This is a genomic window from Nocardioides sp. BGA-UO-ETr-FS32 (assembly GCF_059567905.1).
In genome coordinates this window covers 139,053-157,410 of sequence record NZ_JCAQOX010000007.1, presented here as the reverse complement: position 1 = coordinate 157,410, position 18,358 = coordinate 139,053, and the positions used below count along the sequence as shown (strand labels likewise).

Below are 18,358 nucleotides of genomic sequence, written 5' to 3'. Positions count from 1 at the left end.
TGAGCGCACGAACCGGTTGGTTCGTGCGCTCACTGCGTGTGGAGGGTGTGGATGCCGGTCTGGGAATGGGCGCTCGACATCGTCGGGCTCTGCCTGCTCCTCGCCCTGCTCTACGGCATCGCCCTCATCGTCCGCCGGCGGCTCCTCGCCCGGCACGGCGGCACCTTCGAGCTCAGCTACCGGGTACGCACCGACCATCCCGGCAGGGGATGGTTGCTCGGCATCGGCCGCTACTCCGGCCAGTCGCTGGAGTGGTTCCGCATCTTCTCCCTGTCGCCTCGCCCCAAGCGGGTGTGGGCGCGTGACCTGCTCGAGTACGCCGGTCGTCGCGCGCCGGCCGGCACCGAGGAGATGTCGCTCTACGACGGTCACGTCGTCGCGTCGTGCCACTACGCCGGCGAACCGCTCGAGATCGCGATGAGCGAGGCCTCGCTCACCGGCTTCCAGTCCTGGCTGGAGTCCGGTCCTCCGGGCACCGACTGGAACAGGCGCTAGGCAGGACCCCCGGGCCCACGCGGCTCAGCCCGGGCCGGTCGATGCGCCGATGCGCAGCCGGACCGGCAGCAGGACGTCGTCGACGTCCTCGCCCGCGATGCGCGCGAGGACGGCTCGCGCGGTCGCCCGGCCCTTCTCGGCCAGGGGCTGGACCACGGTGGTCAGCTCGACGTCGAGCCAGGGCAGGACCACCCCGTCGAACCCCGCGACGCTGAGGTCGCCCGGGACGTCGAGCCCCCGGCGACGTGCCTCGACGACGACCCCGGCGGCCTGCACGTCGCTCTGGCAGACCACGGCCGTCGCGGTCGACCCGCCGTCCCACCACGAGCCCACGGCCTCCTGTGCCGCAGCGACGTCGCTCGCGCAGGCACCGATCACCTCGACCTCGGGGAACACCTCGCGGAGCCCGGCCTCCCGCTCACGCTGGGGGTGGGAGGCCTCGAGCGTGAGCGTCGCGACGCGCCGGTGGCCGAGGTGGTGCAGGTGCCGGCCCAGGGCCGCAGCCCCCGCGCGGTGGTCGATGTCGATGAAGGTGGTGCCCGGCCACGCCGGGCCCTCCACGACGACCAGCGGCACGTCCCGGGCGACCAGGTCGGCGTACGCCCCCCACGTCTCCCGGCCGCAGATGTCGTAGATCACCGCGTCCAGGGGCAGGCCCACCTCGGCGTCGTCGGGCATCAGCAGCAGGCCGAGGCCGGCCGCGTCCAGCACCTCGGAGACGGCGTCGAGCATCGCGAGCGCCGCCGGGTCGCGGAACGCGGTGCTCAACCGTCCGACCGCGATGCCGACCACGCCGCTGCGCCCGCGGCGCAGGTTGCGTGCCAGCGGGTTGGGGCCCGTCCAGCCGAGAGAGGATGCAGCCGCGAGCACCCGCTCGCGGGTGGCCGTGGAGACGGGCTTGGTGCCGGAGAAGGCGTGCGAGGCGGTGGACAGGGACACCCCTGCCTCCGTGGCGACGTCGGCCAGGGTGGGGGCGCGGGTTGGACCGGACACGAGATCGGACGATAGCATCGAAACGTTTCGATCGAAACGTTTCGCCACCGCGCCGCCCAGGAGCTGTCCCGTGCCCACCCTGAACGCCGCCCGCAACGCCGTCGGGCTCACCTTCTTCCTCAACGGACTGGTCTTCGCCAGCTGGGTGTCGCGCATCCCCGAGGTCCGGTCGAGCTTCGAGCTGACCAACGGCCAGCTCGGCCTGGTGCTCCTCGCGATCGCGATGGGCTCGGTCCTGGCCCTGCCGACGACGGGTGCCGCGATCAATGCCCTGGGCACTGTCCGCATCGTCCGCCTGGGCGCGGCCGCTGCGACCGTCGGCATGGTGGCCGCGGCCCTCGGCCTGGGTCAGGTGCTGCCCCTGACCGTGGCCGGGCTCTTCGTCTACGGCCTGGGCATCGGCGTCTGGGACGTGGCCATGAACGTAGAGGGTGCCGAGGTCGAGCGCGGTCTGCGCCGCACGATCATGCCGCGCTTCCACGCCGGCTTCAGCGGCGGGACCGTCGTCGGCGCCCTCGCCGGAGCGCTGCTGATCGAGCTCGGCGTCCCCGCGGTGGCGCACCTCGTCGGCGTCGTGCTGCTCGCCGTCGCGCTCGTGTGGCGTACGTCCCCGAGCTTCCTGCCCGTCGTGGAGAGGCACGAGCAGACCACCGTCTCCGCCGCGCGTGCGTGGCTCGAGCCGCGGACGCTGCTCATCGGGGTCATGGTGCTGGCGCTGGCGATGACCGAGGGCACGGCCAACGACTGGCTCGCGGTGGCGCTGGTCGACGGCCACGACGTCTCGCACGCCGTGGGTGTCGCCGGCTTCGCGGTGTTCGTGCTCGCCATGACGGCGGGGCGGTTCGCCGGGACCGGCCTCATCGACCGCTTCGGACGGGTGGCCGTCCTGTGGAGCACGATGGCGGTGGCCGGCGCAGGCGTGCTGCTCATCGTGTTCGCCGAGCACCCGGCCCTCGTCGTCACCGGCATCGTCCTGTGGGGCGTCGGCGCCTCGCTGGGATTCCCCGTCGGGATGAGCGCGGCTGCCGACGACCCGGCCCGGGCGGCCTCGCGGGTGAGCGTGGTCTCCACGATCGGGTACGCGGCCTTCCTCGCCGGCCCCCCCTTCCTCGGCTTCGTCGGTGACGAGGTCGGGACCCTCAAGGCCTTGCTGGTGGTCGCCGTCCTGCTGATGCCGGCGGCGCTCGTCGTCCCGGCCGCGCGGGAACAGCGCGAGAGCCCCGTCGGGGCCGCCAGGTCCTGACGCGGCGAGCACTGCGTCGCGTCAGTCGTCGAAGAGGCCGCGGATGTCCGCGGCAGTGATCCCCGTCGTGGACGCACCGCCACCGTCGATGACCTTGGCGAAGAGCTCGGCCTTGCGTGCCTTGAGGGCCATCACCTTCTCCTCGATGGTGTCGGTCGCGACGAGGCGGTAGACGTGGACGTGCTGCGACTGCCCGATCCGGTGGGCGCGGTCCACGGCCTGCGCCTCCGCGGCGGGGTTCCACCAGGGGTCGAGGAGGAACACGTAGTCGGCCTCGGTGAGCGTCAGCCCGGTGCCGCCGGCCTTGAGGCTGATCAGGAACACCGGGGCCTCACCGGCGCGGAAGGCGTCGATGACGGCCTCGCGGTCGCGGGTCGTGCCGTCGAGGTAGACCGTCGCGACGCCCTCCTCGGTCAGCCGGTCGCGCACCCGGCGCAGGAACGTCGTGAACGTGCTGAACACCAGGGAACGGTGGCCCTCGGCGGTGATCTCGACCAGGTGCTCGCTCAGCAGGTCGGTCTTGGCCGAGCCGACGTGGTGGTGGGCGGCGTCGACCAGCGCCGGGTCGAGGGCCAGCTGCCGAAGCCTGGTGAGCGCAGAGAAGATGGCCACCCGGTTGCGGTCGAAGTCCTCGACGAGGCCGAGGATCTTCTGGCGCTCCTTGGCCAGGTGGGTGTCGTAGATCCTGCGGTGCCGCGGCCCCAGGTCGACGTCGAGCACCTGCTCCTGCTTGGGCGGCAGCTCGGTCGCGACCAGGTCCTTGGTGCGTCGCAGCACGAAGGGCCGGATGCGGGTGCGGAAGCGCCGCAAGGCCGCCTCGTCGCCGTCCTTCTCCACCGGCCCCACGACCACGTCGCGGAAGCGGCGGGCGGTGGGGTAGAGGCCGGGGGCGGCGAGCGAGAGCAGCGCCCACAGCTCGAGCAGCCGGTTCTCGAAGGGGGTGCCGGTGACGGCGAGGCGGAAGTCGGCGTCGATCGCCCGCGCGGCGGCGTAGGTCTTGCCCTGGTGGTTCTTGACCTGCTGCGCCTCGTCGAGCACGAGACCGCCCCACTGGCGGGAGGCGAACTGCTCCCGCTCGAGGCGGAGCATCGCGTAGGTGGTGACCACGAGGTCGCTGGTGGCGGCGATGGCCGCGACGTCGTCGCTGCGCCGGCGTACGACCCCGACGCGCAGCCCGGGCGCATGGGTGGCGGCCTGCTGCCGCCACGCGGAGACCACGCTGGTGGGGGCGACGACGAGGAACGGCGACTCGTCGCCGGCGGACCTGGCGTGCTGGACGAGGGCGAGCACCTGGAGCGTCTTGCCCAGCCCCATGTCGTCGGCCAGGATCCCGCCGAGGCCGTGCTCGTGGAGGAAGGCCAGCCACCAGAAGCCCTCGAGCTGGTAGGGGCGCAGCGTCGTGGTCAGGCCGTCCGGGATGCGGGGGCGGGGCATCTCGTCGACGTCGCGCAGGGCCGTCGCGCGCTCGACCCACGTCGCGGCCCGCGCGTCCACGACGCCGATCTCCGCCAGCTCCGCCCAGGCCCCGAGGTCGCCGCTGCCGACGCTCAGCCGCCCCGGTTCGGACTCGCGCAGCTGCGCCGCGAGCGCCACCGCCTCGTGGAGTCGGGAGAACTCCGGTCGGTCGAGCGAGACGTAGGTGCCGCTCGGCAGGACCAGGAACTCCTCGTCGCGCGTCACCGCAGCCAGCACGTCGGGCAGCGGCACCTGCTCGCCGTCGACGCTGATCAGCACCTCGAGGTCGAGCCAGTCGGTGTGGTCGGGCTGCGCGTCGGCCAGGACGAAGGCGATCTCGGGTGCCGCGGTCGACTCCCGGAAGTCGGGCGGACCGACCTCCTCGACCTCGAGGTCGGGGAGCGTACGCAGGTGGGGCAGGTCGTGGAGGGCGAGGGCGAGCGCGTCCCCGCCCGCGGCCGTCGCGGTGTCGAGCAGTGCGGCCGGCACGTCGGCGAGGATCGACCGCTCGACCTCCGGGTCCCGTACGCCGCCGAGGGCGTCCGGGCTCGACAGCGGCGAGCGCCGCTCGCCGTAGACCCAGGACCAGTCGAGGTCGGCCTGCGTGGACGACTGCCAGGTCACCGTCAGGGAGAGGCGTGGTCGAGGAGCGGCCGGCACCTCCACGGAGCCGTCGGACGACTCGATCCTGAGCCCCCGGACCACGGGCGCGAGGGCCTCGAGGAAGGCTGCGCGCTCGTCGGGTGCGGCGACGACGGGACGGCCCAGGACGAGGTCCATCACGGAGTCCTGGCAGGGCTCGGACAGGTCGGTGAGGACGACGTCGTCGCCGTCGACGAGCGCCACCGACGTCGCCGGCCGGCCGATCGGCACGACCTCGCCCGCCCGCCAGCGCCGGTCGTCGGTCCGGACCGAGACCTCCAGCGTGGGCCTGCCGTCGACCTCCGTGAGGTCGGCGACGACCGCCGCCGGCTCCGCGGCGACGCTCACCGAGGACAGCCCGGCGCCGGCGACGAGGGTGACGCCCCGGGCGAGCGCCTCGCGCAGGACAGGCACGAGCCGGTCGCCGTAGTCGTCGAGCAGGGGGGCCGCGCCGGCCACGAGGTAGGAGTGCCGCGACACGAGACCGCGGTGCAGGGCCTGCAGGGCGTCGACCTGCGCGGGGACGTAGCGCGACCTCGCGACGGGGCCGGCGAGGTCGCTCCACTCGGCTCCGCTGCGGGCCCAGCCACGGCGGGCACCGGGTCGCACCGGTCGCATCGACAGCTCGCCGGCCGTGCTGCGCGACCAGCGCGACGGCGGCCGGCGGGCGACCTCGAGGCCGAGCCCCTGGCCGCTGAGGGTCGACCTCGCCCGCGCCTCGAGCTCGTCGGTGAGCCGCGAGAGCTGGCGTCGCCACGGCAGCTCGGCCCGGGCGCCGTCGTGGGCGGGTCCCTGTGCGGCATCGAAGAACCGCGCTGGCGCCCGGAGGCGCAGCGCGACCGCCGCACCGTGCTTGCACATCCGCCCCACGGGGCACGAGCACGAGCTGAAGACCCAGTCGGCGGCGGCGGCGTCGACCTCGGCGTGGAGCTGGACGCGGTAGGGGTGCGGGGCGGTGCCCCACACGGACGCGGTCGCCGTCAGGCTGCTGTCGGTCTCGTGGACGACCTCGAGGTCCTCGACCGCGTCGGTGTATCCCCGGGCGCGGACCAGCGCGCCGAGGTCGAAGAACCCGGCGAGGTAGGAGTCGGTGAGCGCGTCGCGGATGTCCATGTCGCGCCCATCGTGTCACCGCCCGGCGACACCGGGCGGTCGCTCTCCACAGGCCCCGGCCCGGGTGGAGAGGGGAGGGTCAGCGCTCCCCGCCCGGCACCCACAGGACGTCGCCGTTCTCGCGGTTGGCGTGGCGGGCGAGGATGAACAGGAGGTCGGAGAGCCGGTTGAGGTAGGTGATGGCGAGGACGTTCATGGTGTCCTCGTGCTCCGCCCACGCGGCCCAGCCGGCGCGCTCGGCCCGGCGTACGACCGTGCGCGCGACGTGCAGGTGGGCCGCGCCGAGCGTGCCCCCGTTGAGGATGAACGAGCGCAGCGCCGGGAGCTCCTCGTTGTAGTGGTCGCACCACGCCTCGAGGCGGTCGACGTAGTCCTGCTCGACCCGCAGCGGGGGGTACTTCGGGTCCTCCACGACGGGCGTGGAGAAGTCGGCGCCGACGTCGAAGAGGTCGTTCTGCACACGGGTGAGCACGGCGACCACGTCGTCGTCGAGGTCGCCCTGGGCGAGGGCGACGCCGATGTGGGCGTTGCCCTCGTCGACACAGGCGTACGCCTCGAGGCGCAGGTCGGTCTTCGACGTCTCGCTCATGTCGCCGAGCCGGGTCCGTCCGGCGTCGCCGGTGCGGGTGTAGATGCGCGTCAGGTTGACCATGGGCGGAGCCTACTGGCGGGACCCCTCGGGACCGACCTCGCGGTGACTCGCCGAAAAAGGTGAAGCATGGATGCAACCGGGAGGGGTACAACTACGTCAGTAGGAGTGACAGCAGTCACAGCATGGCGTCGGGGGACGTCGGTCAGGAGCACCGGATGGACATCGTCACCGAGGGGCACACGCTGGTCCTGCACGGCGACTTCGACGTGCGCAGCACGTGGGAGGTGCGCAACGCCATCTACGAGCGCATCGACACCTTCGACGACGACGTGGTCGTCGACATGACCGACGTGTCCACGATCGACGTGACCGCCCTCCGGCTGCTGGCGGTCGCCACCCGGCACGCCTGGCTCTCCGGCCACCACCTCACCGTGCGCAACCCCGGGCCCGCGGTCCGCCGGATGGCGCACCTGGCCCGACTGGCCCACGCCATCGAGGTCGAGCGCGTCGCCGCGTCCGCCTGAGGCATCCGTCACACCTCCAGCCCGGTGACTCCCGGGTAACCGTCGCCCTACTCTGTCGACCATGACGGACTCTGGTCACACGGACCGCCCCGCGAAGGACCGGCCCTGGGTGATGCGCACCTACGCCGGCCACTCCACGGCCGAGGCGTCCAACACGCTCTACCGCACCAACCTGGCCAAGGGGCAGACCGGCCTCAGCGTCGCCTTCGACCTGCCCACGCAGACCGGCTACGACCCCGACAGCCCGCTCAGCCGCGGCGAGGTCGGCAAGGTCGGCGTACCGGTCCCGCACCTGGGTGAGATGCGCAAGCTGTTCACCGGGATCCCGCTGACCGAGATGAACACCTCGATGACCATCAACGCGGTCGCGATGTGGATGCTCGCGATGTACCAGGTGGTCGCCGAGGAGCAGAACCCCGACCTGTCGCCGGAGGAGGTCGCCGCCCAGCTGGCCGGCACCACGCAGAACGACATCATCAAGGAGTACCTCTCCCGCGGGACCTACGCGTTCCCACCCGAGGCCTCGATGCGGCTGATCGCCGACATGATCGCCTACACGGTCCACCAGATCCCGAAGTGGAACCCGATCAACATCTGCAGCTACCACCTGCAGGAGGCGGGTGCCACGCCCACGCAGGAGCTCGCCTACGCGCTGAGCACCGCGATCGCGGTCCTCGACCAGGTGAAGGCCTCCGGCCAGGTCTCCGACGACGACTTCGAGAAGGTCGTCGGGCGGATCTCCTTCTTCGTCAACGCCGGCGTCCGCTTCGTCGAGGAGACCTGCAAGATGCGGGCCTTCGTCCAGCTCTGGGACGAGATCACCCGCGAGCGCTACGGCGTCCAGGACCCGAAGATGCGCCGCTTCCGCTACGGCGTGCAGGTCAACTCGCTCGGCCTCACCGAGGCCCAGCCGGAGAACAACGTCCAGCGCATCGTGCTGGAGATGCTCGGCGTCACGCTGTCCAAAAACGCCCGCGCCCGCGCGCTGCAGCTGCCGGCGTGGAACGAGGCACTCGGCCTGCCCCGCCCGTGGGACCAGCAGTGGTCGCTGCGCCTGCAGCAGGTGCTGGCCTTCGAGTCCGACCTGCTGGAGTACGACGACATCTTCGACGGCAGCCACGTGATCGCGGCCAAGGTCGCCGAGCTGGTCGAGGGCGCGAAGGCCGAGATCGACCGGGTGCAGGAGATGGGCGGTGCGATCGCGGCCGTCGACTACATGAAGTCCGAGCTGGTCTCCTCCCACGCCGCCCGCCGCGCCCGGATCGAGTCGGGCGAGGAGGTCATCGTCGGCGTCAACAAGTTCGAGTCGACCGAGCCGTCGCCGCTGACGGCCGACCTCGACGGCGCGATCATGGCCGCCGACCCCGAGGCGGAGAAGACCGCCCGGACCAGCGTCGAGGCGTGGAAGTCCGAGCGCGACGAGGCCGAGGTCGCCGAGGCGCTCGAGGCGCTCGCCGCCGCCGCCCGTACGGACGCGAACCTGATGGCGCCGACCCTGGTCGCCGCCCGCGCGGGCGCGACGACGGGGGAGTGGGCCGCCACCCTGCGCGACGTCTTCGGCGAGTACCGCGGCCCGACCGGCGTCACCGGCGCGGCCGTCGCCGAGGTGGGCGCCGAGCTGGCGGCCGTGCGCGAGCGGGTCCGCGCCACCGGTGAGGAGCTCGGCGGCCGGCTGCGGCTGCTGGTCGGCAAGCCGGGGCTCGACGGGCACTCCAACGGCGCCGAGCAGGTCGCCGTGCGCGCCCGCGACGCCGGTTTCGAGGTCGTCTACCAGGGCATCCGGCTCACGCCGCAGCAGATCGTGGCCGCCGCGGTGGCCGAGGACGTGCACTGCATCGGCCTGTCGATCCTCTCCGGGTCCCACATGGAGCTCGTGCCCGACGTCCTCGACGGCCTGCGCGAGGCCGGCCTGGCCGACATCCCCGTGATCGTCGGGGGGATCATCCCGGACTCCGACGGACGCCGCCTGCGCGAGCTGGGCGTGGCAGCCGTCTACACACCCAAGGACTACGGCCTGACCGAGATCATGGGCGGGATCGTCGACGTGATCCGCGAGGCCAACGGCCTCGACTGACACCCCGTCCGGGCAGGCCCGGACGTGCTTGGATGGGCAGGTGCCCACCACTGAGCGACGCGTGATCGTCGTCGGAGCCGGCGTCGTGGGCCTGACCTGCGCCGTGCGCCTGCTCGAGGCCGGCCACCGCGTGGACGTCGTGGCGCGCGACCTCCCGCTCGAGACGACCTCGGCCGTCGCCGCGGCCCTCTGGTACCCCTACCGCGCGCTGCCGCAGGACGAGGTCACCGCGTGGGCCGCGACGTCGTACGCCGTCCTCGAGGGCCTGTCCGCCGACGCGCGCACCGGCGTACGGATGCTCACCGGCACCGAGGTGCTGCGCGAGCGGCAGCCCGAGCCCTGGTGGCGCAGCGCGGTGCCGGCGCTGGACCGGGAGACGGCACTGCCGCCCGGGTACGCCGACGGCTGGACGTTCGTCGCCCCGGTGATCGACATGCCGGTCCACCTCCGGTGGCTGACGACCAGGATCGAGGAGCTCGGCGGCACCCTGACCCGGATGAACCTGTCCGCGCTCCCGGGCGACGGGAGCCTCGTCGTCAACGCCACCGGGCTCGGCGCGCGGCACTTCGGCGCCGACCCCTCCGTGCACCCCGTGCGCGGGCAGGTGGTCGTCCTCGAGCAGGTCGGCCTCGACCGCTGGACGCTCGACGGCGCGGGGCTCACCTACGTGGTGCCGCGCACGCGCGAGATCGTCGTCGGCGGGACCGACGTGGAGGGGGAGTGGAGCCGTACGCCCGACCCGGGCGTCGCGGAGGAGGTGTTGCACCGGGCGACCGGGCTCGTCCCGGCGCTGGAGGGGGCCCGGGTGCTGCGCCACAAGGTCGGCCTCCGGCCGGCACGGCCGGAGGTCCGCGTGGAGCGGGTCGAGGACGTGATCCACTGCTACGGCCACGGCGGCGCCGGGGTCACCCTGTCGTGGGGCTGCGCGGACGACGTGGTGGGGTTGGCGCGTGACTGACCTCCAGTGCGCTGCCCGGGTGTTCGTGGCCCGGCACGGCGAGGCCCTCTACGAGTCCGAGCTGCTGAGCGACTCGGGCGGCTGGCTGAGCCCCCTGGGGCGGCAGCAGTCGCGCGAGCTGGGCGCCCGCCTCGCGACCGAGCGCGTCGCGGCCGTGTGGTGCAGCTCCATGGCGCGCGCGGTGCAGACCGCGGAGCTCGCCGCCGGGGTGCTCGGGGTCGACGTCGTCGTGCGCGACGGGCTGCGCGAGTTCGGCGTCGGCGACCACGCGGGCGGGACATACGACTCCGATCCATTCCGCGACACGTTCGCGGCCTGGCTGGCGGGCGACCTCGACACCCGCATCCCGGGGGCCGAGAGCGGTGCGGAGGTGGTCGGCCGGTTCACCGACGTCTTGGCCGAGATCGCCGACACCCATCGCGGGGAGGCCGTGCTGGTGATCAGCCACGGCGGCGCGATCTGCCTCGCGGCGCCTGCGCTGGCGACCAACCTCGCGCCCGCGCACGGCTGGGACCAGCCCCTCGCCAACTGCGACGTGGTCGCGCTCGAGGTAGACGCCGACGGGTGGACCGCGCGGTCGTGGGCCGGGACCGCCATCCCCTGGGACGACTAGGTAAGCCTTGCCTAACCATGCTGTAGGGTGCAGGGGTGGGTTCCAGGAGCGCTTCGAAGAAGGCGGGCAAGGCCAAGGTCGCCAAGCTGCCGAAGAAGAAGTGCTGCGTCTCCACCACGAAGTGCAACCGCTGCCCGCTGCGGATGCTCAAGGAGGGCACGCTGCCCGCCGGCTACACCGTGAAGAAGCGCAAGCTGGTCAAGGTCGACGTCACGGTCAAGGGCGGCAAGCCCGGCAAGGCCGCCAAGAAGGGCTCGAAGAAGGCCGCCTGAGGCGCAGGCCGCGTCAGGTCAGGCGTTGGAGCCCGAGGATGATCGCGGCGACGATCACCATGACCAGCACCGCCACCCCCATGCGTACGGCCATGCCCGTGACCCACAACGACATCAGCGTCTCGGTGCCGCCCCGGCGGTTCAGCGGCACGACATCGACGACCGCGGTGCGGTTGATCGGCCCGTAGACGTGGGGGTAGGTGTCCTCGCCGACCGGGTCGACGCGGACCTCCGACTCGAGGCGGGCCGGGTCGATCGTCAGCAGCACCAGGTCCTCGCCGATCCCGCGGTAGTAGCGGTCGAAGACGCCCTGCACCTGCTCGCGCCTGCTGGCGTGGATGAACCCCTCCTCCGCGAGGCTCCGGCCGACGGTCGAGGTGGTGTAGGTGCCCGTCGCCAGCGTCGTACGCCAGTCGGCCGCGGTGGCGATGTGGAAGATGCGCTCGGGGAGGTGCTCGGGACGCGCGTCGGTCACCGTGGGAGGGTAGCGACAGCTGAGGGTCTGGGCGCCAGGGCGCGCCTCAGAAGAGCCGGTGCTCCGGGTCGTCCATGCCGCGCAGCGCGTCGTAGTCGACCAGCGCGCAGGTGATGCCGCGGTGGGTCGCGAGCACGCGGGCCTGCGGCTTGATCTCCTGGGCGGCGTAGATGCCGCGGACCGGGCCCCTGCTGGTGAGCATCGGGTCGCGGTTGAGGAGCTCGAGGTAGCGGGTGAGCTGCTCGACGCCGTCGATCTCGCCGCGGCGCTTGATCTCGACCGCGACGGACAGGCCCTCGGCGTCACGGCACATCAGGTCGACCGGCCCGATGGCGGTCATGAACTCGCGGCGCACGAGGGTGAGCCCGTCGGCGAGGGTGGCGGGGTGCTCGGCGAGGAGCTCCTGGAGGTGCTTCTCGACTCCGTCCTTCTGCAGCCCGGGGTCCACGCCGAGGTCGTGGGAGGAGTCGTGCAGCACCTCGTCGATGAGGATGCGCAGGGTGTCGTCGGTCTTGGTGGCGGTCACCAGCCACTCCGGGCGCCCGTCCTCGGAGGTCCCCTCACGCACCGTGCACGGCGGCGACATCCAGTTGAGCGGCTTGTAGGAGCCGCCGTCGGAGTGGATCAGCACCGAGCCGTCCGACTTGAGCATCAGGACGCGGGTGGCGAGCGGCAGGTGGGCCGAGAGCCGTCCGGCGTAGTCCACCTGGCAGCGTGCGACGACGATCCTCACGACGGGCGAATCTACAGTGACCCCGTGACCGACCACGCAGTACGTCCCGCGCGCCAGCGAGACCTCGCGCACCTCGACCTCGCCGACCACCCCGCCACGACGGGGTTCGTCATGGTCGCGGGTGACCCGCCGGTCGGCCACGCGCGGGTGGAGCTCCTCGACGGGCACGCCCACCTCGCGGACCTCGTCGTCGGCGTCGACCTGCACGGCAGCACCCGCCGCGCGCTGGTGGAGGCGGTCTGCGAGCGCCTGTCCGCGCGCGGGCACGGGCAGCTCACCGCCCATCCCTACGCGGGTCCGGACGCATCGACCCTGGCCGGGCTCGGCTTCACCGAGGTCCCGGCGGACGAGCCGTTGCCGGGACCCCTGGTGTCGCGCGGCGAGGAGGCCGGCCGGGTGCTGGTGCGAAGGGTGCTCCGCTCGCACCGCACCGTCGACGAGCTCGCGGCGCTGCTGCCCGAGCTCGACGCGGCCCCGCGCGAGGTCGGGACGCTGCGCGCGGTCGTACGCCGCCCGGCCCCGGGTGAGCGCGAGGTGCTCGAGGTCGGCCACCTCGACGTCACCGAGGGGCTCGTCGGGGACACGTGGGCAGCGCGGCGCAGCAGGCGTACGCCGGACGGATCGCCGCACCCCGACATGCAGCTCAACCTGATGAACCACCGCCTCATCGAGTTCCTGGCGCAGGACCCGGCGCGCGAGCAGCTCGCCGGCGACCAGATGTTCCTCGACCTCGACCTGTCCCACGAGCACCTGCCCGAGTGGAGCGAGCTCCACATCGGCGGGCCGGAGGGCGCGGTCATCGTGGTGACCGACCAGCCCCACAACGGGTGCGGCAAGTTCATCGCGCGCTTCGGCAAGGACGCGATGGCCTTCGTCAACGGCCCCGAGGGCAAGCCCCGGCGGCTGCGCGGGCTGTGCGCCAAGGTGGTGCGCCCGGGCCCGGTCCGTCCCGGTGACGAGGTGCGCGTCGTACGGCCCACGGGCGCCCAGGTGGAGTGACGCTTCCCACATCCGTGATGCGGGGACGGCATGGGAGCATGCGTCCATGACTGAGACGGCTACCCGCGAGTTCACCACCGTCGGCGTGATCGGCCTCGGCACCATGGGTGCCGGCATCGCCGAGGTCTTCGCCCGCAACGGCTTCACCGTCGTCGGCGTCGAGCAGAACGACGTGGGCCTCGAGCGCGGGCGCCAGCACCTCGAGCACTCGACGGGCCGTGCGGTGAAGCGCGAGAAGCTGACGCAGGAGCAGGCCGACGAGCTGCTCGGCCGGATCACCCTCACCACGGACATGCAGGACCTGGCCGACGCGGACCTCGTCGTCGAGGCCGTCGTGGAGTCCCTCGAGGTCAAGAAGTCGATCTTCCGGGCGCTGGACGACGTCGTCCGCCCCGACGCGGTGCTCGCCACGAACACCTCCTCGCTGAGCGTCACCGAGATCTCGACGGCCAACGGCAAGCCCGGCCGCGTCGTCGGCGTCCACTTCTTCAACCCGGCGCCCGTGCAGAACCTCGTCGAGATCATCCGCACCGTCGTGACCGAGCCCGACGTGCTCGCCGACGTGCAGGAGCTGCTGCGCAGCCTCGGCAAGAACCCGGTCGTGTGCGGCGACAAGGCCGGCTTCATCGCCAACACGCTGCTCTTCGGCTACCTCAACCACGCGGTCGCGATGTACGAGGGCAAGTACGCCTCGCGCGAGGACATCGACGCCGCGATGCGCTTCGGCTGCGGCTACCCCATGGGTCCGCTGGCGCTGCTCGACCTGATCGGCCTCGACACCGCCTACGAGATCCTCGACACGATGTACAAGCAGGGCCGCGACCGCCTGCACGCGCCGGCGCCGATCCTCAAGCAGTACGTCACCGCGGGGCTGCTCGGCCGCAAGTCGGGCCGCGGGTTCTACACCTACGAGGCTCCCGACAGCCCCGTCGTCGTCGCGGACGCGCACACGCCGAGCGCGGACGACAAGCCCCGGCTGCGCCACGACATCAAGCTGGTCGGCGTCGTCGGCACGGGCACGATGGCCTCGGGCATCGTCGAGGTCTTCGCCAAGGCGGGCTACGACGTGCTGTTCACCGGGCGCGGCCAGGACAAGGTCGACGGCGTGGTCGCGACCATCACCAAGAACTTCGACAAGCAGATCCAGCGTGGTCGCGCGACCGAGGAGCAGAAGTCCGAGGTGCTGGGCCGGGTGCGCGGCACCACGTCGCTCGACGATCTCAAGGACGTCGACATCGTGGTCGAGGCGATCGCCGAGGACCTCGCGATCAAGACCACGCTCTTCGAGAACCTCGACGAGATCTGCAAGCCAGGAGCGATCCTCGCCACCACGACGTCGTCGCTGCCGATCATCTCGATGGCCAAGGTGACCAAGCGTCCCCAGGACGTCATCGGCATGCACTTCTTCAACCCGGCCGCGATCATGAAGCTCGTCGAGGTCGTCTCGACGGTCGCCACCGACGAGGCCGTCACCGAGACGGTGCTGGCGCTGTGCGACGAGGTCGGCAAGGTGGCCGTGAAGTGCGGTGACCGCTCCGGCTTCATCGTCAACGCGCTGCTGTTCCCCTACCTCAACGACGCGGTCAAGATGCTCGAGGCGCACTACGCCACCGCCGACGACATCGACACCGCGATGAAGCAGGGTTGTGCGCTGCCGATGGGCCCCTTCGAGCTGCTCGACGTCGTCGGCAACGACGTGTCGCTGGCCATCCAGAAGGAGCTCTACCTCGAGTTCCGTGAGCCCGGCTTCGCCCCGGCTCCGCTGCTGGAGCACCTGGTGACCGCGGGCTACCTCGGTCGCAAGACCGGTCGCGGTTTCCGGGACTACAGCGCCCGCTGACCGGTCAGTCGGTTTCGACACGCTTCGCGCCCTCGCAGGCTCGGTCGCTGCGCTTGCTCAACCCGATTGACCCCACGCCGGGACCTCGTTCCTCGGACCCGGCTGGTCAATCGAGGCAGAACTCGTTGCCCTCGGGGTCGGACATCTGGATGTGGCCGGCGGTCATGGGCGGCGACGGCTCGTGCCGCTCCACCCGGGTCGCGCCGAGCGCGACGAGGCGTACGGCCTCCGCCTCGAGCGCGGCCATCCGCTCCTCACCCTCGAGACCGGGGGCGGCGCGGAGGTCGAGGTGCACCCGGTTCTTCGCGGTCTTGCCCTCGGGGACCCGCTGGAAGAACAGCCGCGGGCCTTCGCCGTCGGGGTCCTGCGCGGCTGACGCCGAGTTCCACTCCGACTCCGGGACGCCGACCTCGGCGAGGAAGTCGTGCCACGCCTCGAACGGGTCCTGTCCCGGCGCGAGCTCGCGCCCGGGCGGGGCTGGGTTGACGTAGCCCATCGCGTCGGCCCAGAAGCGCGAGAGCGCCTCGGGGTCGTGGGCGTCGAAGGTGACCTGGATCGTGCGGCTCATGGAGCCCATCGTGCCCCTCCCCACCGACAGCGTCGCTACTCGCCGGTTGGCGAGCTGGGTGGACTGGAAGGGCCTGCCGGGTCCCCCAAGTCGCCAACTGACGAGTTGGCCCGCCAACCGGTGAGTTGGCACGCCGGCGACTGCCCGGACGCCAACCGGAGCCGCCCCGGGCCGACCGGAGCCACGGCCTCAGCGGCTGTCGACGACCAGCGCGGCCAGCCGGGCGCGGGTGTTGATGTCGAGCTTGCGGTAGATGTGGGTGAGGTGGGCGTCCACGGTGCGCGGCGAGACGAACAGCTCCTCGGCGATCTGCCGGCTGGTGAGCCCGTGTGCCACCCGTTCGGCGACCTGCCGCTCCGCCGCCGTGAGCGAGTCGAGCACGGACGGCTGCGCCGACGTGGGCCGGTTGAACACGGCCGTGACCAGCGTGACGGCGTCCGCGGACAGCTCGTCCCCGTCGATCCACCCTGCCGGGGGCCGGCTCGCCGGGACGATGTCGAAGTCGGCGGAGTAGCCCCAGCGCACGGCCATCCGGGGCGTACGGAGGGCGAAGGCGGCGGCGGCGAGCGACCGGGCCTCCGACATGTCGCGGGCGCGCGCCACCGCGGCGAGGCCGTCGAGGACGTCGGCGGCGCGGAGCGGGAGCCGCATCGAGCGGCAGTGCTCGAGGGCGGTGAGGTAGGTCGTCGTCGCCTGGTCGAGGTCGCCGAGGTCCACCAGCGCGCGGCCGAGCAGCAGGCGCGCGTCCACGCCGTCGCGGCCGAGCCTCGCGGAGTCGGCGAGCGCCACGACGTCGGCGGCCAGGCCGGCAGCCTGCCTGGACTCGCCGCGCACCAGCAGGTCGCGACCGTCCTGGGCCAGCACGGGGAGGCGTACGGCCCACGGCAGGGTCTCCCGCACGACCTCGGTCGGCTCCCAGGTGGGGTCGAGGCCGCGCAGGAGGGTCTCGGCGAGGAGGCCGACGCGGTCCTCGGCCAGCTCGCGCGCCTCCAGGACCACGGCCCGCGTCCCGGCGACCGCCTCGGCGATGCGGCCCTGCTCGAGCGCGATCCGGGCGAGGACCGTCCGGAGCGAGAGGTCGATCCAGCGCTCGTCACCCGTGGTGCGGGCAGGCATGGCCTCGCTCGCGGCCTGCGTCGCCTCGGCGAAGCGGCCCTGCGAGGCGTACACGTCGGCGAGCGTGCGGGTGGCCTGCCGGCTGATCGAACCCTCCGGGTCGAGGCTGAGCGCGCGCTTGGCCTCCGCCTCCGCGCTGGCGAGATCACCCGCGTCGAGGTGCATCTCGGCGCGGATCGAGGCGGTCTTGGCGAGCTGCTCCTCGGGGCGCGGCGCGGAGGAGGCGTGCTGGTCGGCACGGTCGAGCAACCACAGCCCCTCGTAGGTGCCACGCATCTCCGAGGCTGCGATCCCGGCGCGTCGGGCGATCTGTGCGCCGAGGGTCGGTGGTCCGTCGCCGAACGCGAGCGCGCCCTCGAGGATCTCGACGGCCCCGCGCGTGCGCATCGAGGTGTAGAGCGAGGAGAAGATGCGGTTGGCCACGGAGTAGCCCTCGGCCCGCGTCGCAGGGTCGGCGCAGGCGGTCAGCACCGCGTGGCGCATCGCCGGCAGGTCGCGCAACCACTCGGCATCGGCGGCCCCGTAGTTGTCGTGGGCCGGCGCGTTCGCCTCGGCCCACGCCAGCAGGCCCGCGGCGACCGCGTCGTGGTCCTCCGGGCGGGCGAGTGCGCGCGAGCGACCGCGGATGGGGGAGAGCATGTCGAACTGGCCCCGGACGTCCACCTCGAGCAGGCTGCGACGCACGAGGTTGCCGGCGATCTCCGCGGCCTCGGAGACCGGGACGTCCAGCACCCGGGCGAGCACGCCGAGGCCGACGCGGAAGTCCAACAGCCCGATGCGGCGCAGCGCGGTCGCGCTCGCGTCGTCCAGCAGGTCGTGCGCGGAGTCGACGGCCTGGTCGAGGCTGACCGTCGACATCGCGTTGGCGAGCCCGACCAGGGCGGACTGCACCGCCACCTGCTCGATCAGCAGCGGCAGTCCGCCGGTCGCGCCGAGCAGGCGGCGTACCTCGTGCGCCTGTGCGTCCAGGTCGACCAGCTGTCCGCCGGCCGCGCGGATCCGGCGCAGGAACAGCTCGACGGCCGGGCCCTCCAGCGGCGCTCGATGGGCCGGCACGGGGAGCGGACCGACCCGGACGACCGACTCGAGCGGCTCGCCGGCCGTCGTCAGCGCGGTCACCACCACGCGGGCGTCGGTGGTGCTCTCCAGCATCGCCTGGAGCACCGGGCCGGCCCCCGTGGCGTCGAGGTCGAGACCGTCGAGGACCAGCAGGCACGCGCGTCCGTCGACCGCACGGCCGAGGGCGCCGACGAGGGCGTCGCCGGGAGCCGTCTCGGAGTCCAGGCTCTCGAGCGCGGCCACGAGCAGGTCGTCGAGGGTGCGCAGGGTGCGGGCGTCGACCCAGGCGAGGGTCGATCCAGCGGCAGCCCCGTCGGTCGTCCCGTCGGCCGTCCCGGCGGTCGTCCCGGCGGTCGTCTCGGCGGCGACGTGGCGCACCAGCAGGGTCTTGCCGCTGCCGGGCGGGCCCACGACGCTCACCCAGCGGGACTCCCCGAGCGCCTCGTGCAGCGCGCGCCGTACGTCGTCACGACCGAGGCAGGGGGACAGCACGGATCGAACCTATCGCTCCCGGGCCCGAGAGATACGTAGGACTACGGATGCTGGGCAGCACCGTCTCGCGGGATCCTTCTCGTACGCCGGGGCGACGGGACT

The 18,358-nt window shown here is 72.7% G+C and carries 16 protein-coding genes; 9 read left to right on the top strand and 7 right to left on the bottom strand.

Annotated elements, in window-relative coordinates:
* Nucleotides 1–51: 51 nt before the first annotated feature.
* The gene (locus tag AC57BS_RS03510; RefSeq protein ID WP_496410086.1) at nucleotides 52–495 is read left to right on the top strand and encodes a DUF2550 domain-containing protein; all 444 of its coding nucleotides are present in this window, start codon (nucleotides 52–54) and stop codon (nucleotides 493–495) included.
* 24 nt (nucleotides 496–519) lie between these two features.
* Here AC57BS_RS03510 and AC57BS_RS03505 read toward each other — a convergent pair whose 3' ends face one another.
* Nucleotides 520–1,488: a LacI family DNA-binding transcriptional regulator gene (locus tag AC57BS_RS03505; protein ID WP_496410085.1), complete on the bottom strand. Its 969-nt coding sequence runs from the start codon at nucleotides 1,486–1,488 to the stop codon at nucleotides 520–522.
* A gap of 70 nt (nucleotides 1,489–1,558) precedes the next feature.
* Here AC57BS_RS03505 and AC57BS_RS03500 point away from each other — a divergent pair, with 70 nt between their 5' ends.
* Nucleotides 1,559–2,731: an MFS transporter gene (locus AC57BS_RS03500; RefSeq protein ID WP_496410084.1), complete on the top strand. Its 1,173-nt coding sequence runs from the start codon at nucleotides 1,559–1,561 to the stop codon at nucleotides 2,729–2,731.
* A gap of 21 nt (nucleotides 2,732–2,752) precedes the next feature.
* Here the strand turns inward: AC57BS_RS03500 and AC57BS_RS03495 are convergent, their stop codons facing one another.
* Together AC57BS_RS03495 and AC57BS_RS03490 are read right to left on the bottom strand one after the other, a co-directional pair.
* Nucleotides 2,753–5,941, bottom strand: coding sequence for an SNF2-related protein (locus AC57BS_RS03495; protein ID WP_496410083.1), 3,189 nt, complete (start codon nucleotides 5,939–5,941; stop codon nucleotides 2,753–2,755).
* Between the two features lie 79 nt (nucleotides 5,942–6,020).
* On the bottom strand, nucleotides 6,021–6,593 hold the full coding sequence (locus AC57BS_RS03490; protein WP_496410082.1) for a cob(I)yrinic acid a,c-diamide adenosyltransferase: 573 nt from the start codon (nucleotides 6,591–6,593) through the stop codon (nucleotides 6,021–6,023).
* Between the two features lie 155 nt (nucleotides 6,594–6,748).
* Here AC57BS_RS03490 and AC57BS_RS03485 point away from each other — a divergent pair, with 155 nt between their 5' ends.
* The 5 genes from AC57BS_RS03485 (at nucleotide 6,749) to AC57BS_RS03465 (ending at nucleotide 10,974) form a co-directional block, all read left to right on the top strand.
* Nucleotides 6,749–7,057: an STAS domain-containing protein gene (locus AC57BS_RS03485; RefSeq protein WP_496410081.1), complete on the top strand. Its 309-nt coding sequence runs from the start codon at nucleotides 6,749–6,751 to the stop codon at nucleotides 7,055–7,057.
* A gap of 61 nt (nucleotides 7,058–7,118) precedes the next feature.
* A complete protein-coding gene (locus AC57BS_RS03480) occupies nucleotides 7,119–9,131 on the top strand; it encodes a protein meaA (RefSeq protein ID WP_496410080.1) in 2,013 nt (670 codons plus the stop codon).
* A 40-nt stretch (nucleotides 9,132–9,171) separates the two neighbouring features.
* On the top strand, nucleotides 9,172–10,089 hold the full coding sequence (locus tag AC57BS_RS03475; RefSeq protein WP_496410079.1) for an FAD-dependent oxidoreductase: 918 nt from the start codon (nucleotides 9,172–9,174) through the stop codon (nucleotides 10,087–10,089).
* Entirely contained in the window at nucleotides 10,082–10,702 is a 621-nt protein-coding gene (locus AC57BS_RS03470; RefSeq protein ID WP_496410078.1) for a histidine phosphatase family protein, read from the top strand. The genes AC57BS_RS03475 and AC57BS_RS03470 overlap by 8 nt, the downstream gene beginning before the upstream one ends.
* 35 nt (nucleotides 10,703–10,737) lie before the next feature.
* Nucleotides 10,738–10,974, top strand: a complete 237-nt coding sequence (locus AC57BS_RS03465) for a hypothetical protein (protein ID WP_496410077.1) — start codon at nucleotides 10,738–10,740, stop codon at nucleotides 10,972–10,974.
* Nucleotides 10,975–10,987: 13 nt separating this feature from the next.
* On the opposite strand, the gene AC57BS_RS03460 is transcribed toward AC57BS_RS03465, so the two are convergent.
* Nucleotides 10,988–11,449 (bottom strand): DUF952 domain-containing protein, encoded by a 462-nt coding sequence (locus AC57BS_RS03460; protein WP_496410076.1) that lies wholly within the window; start codon nucleotides 11,447–11,449, stop codon nucleotides 10,988–10,990.
* Nucleotides 11,450–11,495: 46 nt separating this feature from the next.
* On the bottom strand, nucleotides 11,496–12,218 hold the full coding sequence (gene nucS / locus AC57BS_RS03455) for an endonuclease NucS (protein ID WP_496410075.1): 723 nt from the start codon (nucleotides 12,216–12,218) through the stop codon (nucleotides 11,496–11,498).
* Between nucS and AC57BS_RS03450 the strand changes: the two genes are divergently transcribed.
* On the top strand, nucleotides 12,207–13,181 hold the full coding sequence (locus AC57BS_RS03450; RefSeq protein ID WP_496410074.1) for a hypothetical protein: 975 nt from the start codon (nucleotides 12,207–12,209) through the stop codon (nucleotides 13,179–13,181). The genes nucS and AC57BS_RS03450 overlap by 12 nt on opposite strands.
* 46 nt (nucleotides 13,182–13,227) lie before the next feature.
* Nucleotides 13,228–15,021, top strand: coding sequence for a 3-hydroxyacyl-CoA dehydrogenase family protein (locus tag AC57BS_RS03445; RefSeq protein ID WP_496410073.1), 1,794 nt, complete (start codon nucleotides 13,228–13,230; stop codon nucleotides 15,019–15,021).
* A gap of 106 nt (nucleotides 15,022–15,127) precedes the next feature.
* Here AC57BS_RS03445 and AC57BS_RS03440 read toward each other — a convergent pair whose 3' ends face one another.
* Both AC57BS_RS03440 and AC57BS_RS03435 read right to left on the bottom strand, forming a co-directional pair.
* The gene (locus tag AC57BS_RS03440; protein ID WP_496410072.1) at nucleotides 15,128–15,589 is read right to left on the bottom strand and encodes a VOC family protein; all 462 of its coding nucleotides are present in this window, start codon (nucleotides 15,587–15,589) and stop codon (nucleotides 15,128–15,130) included.
* A gap of 189 nt (nucleotides 15,590–15,778) precedes the next feature.
* Nucleotides 15,779–18,256 (bottom strand): LuxR C-terminal-related transcriptional regulator, encoded by a 2,478-nt coding sequence (locus tag AC57BS_RS03435; protein ID WP_496410071.1) that lies wholly within the window; start codon nucleotides 18,254–18,256, stop codon nucleotides 15,779–15,781.
* Nucleotides 18,257–18,358 lie beyond the last annotated feature (102 nt).

Coding starts and splice junctions, on each gene's coding strand:
- AC57BS_RS03510 (WP_496410086.1), top strand. CDS start 52: ATGCCGGTCTGGGAATGGGCGCTCGACATCGTCGGGCTCTGCCTGCTC.
- AC57BS_RS03495 (WP_496410083.1), bottom strand. CDS start 5,941: ATGGACATCCGCGACGCGCTCACCGACTCCTACCTCGCCGGGTTCTTC.
- AC57BS_RS03490 (WP_496410082.1), bottom strand. CDS start 6,593: ATGGTCAACCTGACGCGCATCTACACCCGCACCGGCGACGCCGGACGG.
- AC57BS_RS03485 (WP_496410081.1), top strand. CDS start 6,749: ATGGACATCGTCACCGAGGGGCACACGCTGGTCCTGCACGGCGACTTC.
- AC57BS_RS03480 (WP_496410080.1), top strand. CDS start 7,119: ATGACGGACTCTGGTCACACGGACCGCCCCGCGAAGGACCGGCCCTGG.
- AC57BS_RS03445 (WP_496410073.1), top strand. CDS start 13,228: ATGACTGAGACGGCTACCCGCGAGTTCACCACCGTCGGCGTGATCGGC.
- AC57BS_RS03440 (WP_496410072.1), bottom strand. CDS start 15,589: ATGAGCCGCACGATCCAGGTCACCTTCGACGCCCACGACCCCGAGGCG.